Here is a 1568-nt window from a genome sequence, read left to right as displayed (position 1 = left end):
TCTTTTGAGAGGCCGAAATTCCGGTCGTCGGCTCGTCCAAAATCAGCGTTTTGGCACCCAACGACAACAGCCGCAAAATCTCTAACTGCTGCCGTTCGCCGACGGTGAGATTGCCTAAAATTTCGTTGGGGTTGAGATTAAAATTCAACTGATGTGACAATCGCTCAAGGTCACGCTGCGATCGTCGTCGATCCAAAAATAGATTCCCGCTTTTGCCAACCATGAAATTGTCTAACACCGACAGCGGCGGAAAGTCTAGCGGATCTTGGTGCAGCATCCCCACCCCGTGAGCGATCGCATCTGCGGGCGTTTTGATTTCGACCGCCTGACCATCCAGGAGAACCATTCCCGAATCGCGACTGATAAAGCCACTCAAAACCTTGACCAGCGTACTTTTTCCGGCTCCATTTTCGCCCAACAGCCCATGAATTGTCCCGGCAGCGATCGTCAGCGACAGGTCATCATTGGCCTGCACCGTTCCAAAGCGTTTGCTGATGTGTTGTAGTTCAACCTTCATGGGGATAGTGGGTGATGGAGCGTTGTGTTTGCGGTCATTTCGACCCCTTGCGGGTCAAGCTTTTGCTTCCCAGGCTGCCAATTCTGGAGGACTTTTAGCAAAGAGTTCTGACCTAAAGTTTGCCAATCAATCGAACAACGTCTCGAATCCACCGTTGGAGTAGGGTCAGGACGTGAAGAGCAGCGGGAGCGAGGCAGTGATGGATGAGCAGGGAGCGATCGTAAATTCATAAACCGTCCATGCCTCCATTCTCCACCTCTGCCCGTGAGGGTTGCAGAACGCTACTTACTCGGCCCCTCCATGCCTGCTAACAATTGTGGCAGATACCAGATTTGCTGGTCGGTGGCCTTCTCGCCCGCGTTCAAGAACGGCGTTCCATCTTGGAAGTTCATCGGCCCTTTGAAAGGATCGATGCTGCCGTCTCCTAACCCTTTGACAAACTCATCAATGAATTTTTTGTTTTCACCCAGCGCTGTACCAGGATTGAAGCCGATCATATTCGTACCGGGATTGTTGATGTCTTGCCAGTTGGGCCCCGACCAGACAAACTCACTCGTAAATTTGCCGTCTTTTGCCTTTTTGATGGCATCGGCGTAAGGAGAAGCCCAATTGTAGTAAGGCGTGCCCAAACAGATGTCAGGAGCCAGATTACAGCCCGTTGCCAGGTCATAATGCGTAAATTTCACTTTCTTACCTGCTTCGGCCGCTTTCTTGCCTTGGACGGCCGCTTCTGGCGTATCGATGCCAGACATCACCACGTCAAATCCCCCGTTGTAGAAGTCATCGGCCACCTTGGTCGGGTCAAGCGTTTTGCCAGGAATGTTGAACCAGAAGCCAATCCAGGTGACTTTGAAATCAAGGTCGGCGGCGGGCTTTTTGCGGTAGTTTTCCCAGCAGTATTTGGCACCCATAAAGGCAGACGAAGCGTAGCGGCGCGTTTCATCATTGATTAGCGGGCCGAGGTAGCCGATTTTGCCTGTTTCGGTGCCCAGGGCGGCCGCGCAGCCAGCAATCATTTTGCCGTACTCCATCCTGCCCATGATGTTGCTGA

Annotated in this window: 2 protein-coding genes; both read right to left on the bottom strand. The window is 52.4% G+C overall.

Translation table 11 applies throughout. The annotated features are described in order from the left end of the window. The coding region (locus tag ACJ2PR_RS35930) for an ATP-binding cassette domain-containing protein (RefSeq protein ID WP_446880644.1) at positions 1-517 on the bottom strand (517 nt) is incomplete at its 3' end. A 281-nt stretch (positions 518-798) separates the two neighbouring features. Further along, a partial coding sequence (locus tag ACJ2PR_RS35925; protein WP_446880643.1) for a BMP family lipoprotein occupies positions 799-1568 on the bottom strand: 770 nt, incomplete at its 5' end.

It is taken from the genome of Phormidesmis sp. 146-33 (assembly GCF_052939515.1).
Note: the sequence above shows the minus strand (reverse complement) of the source record. Positions and strands in the feature narration are given on the sequence as shown.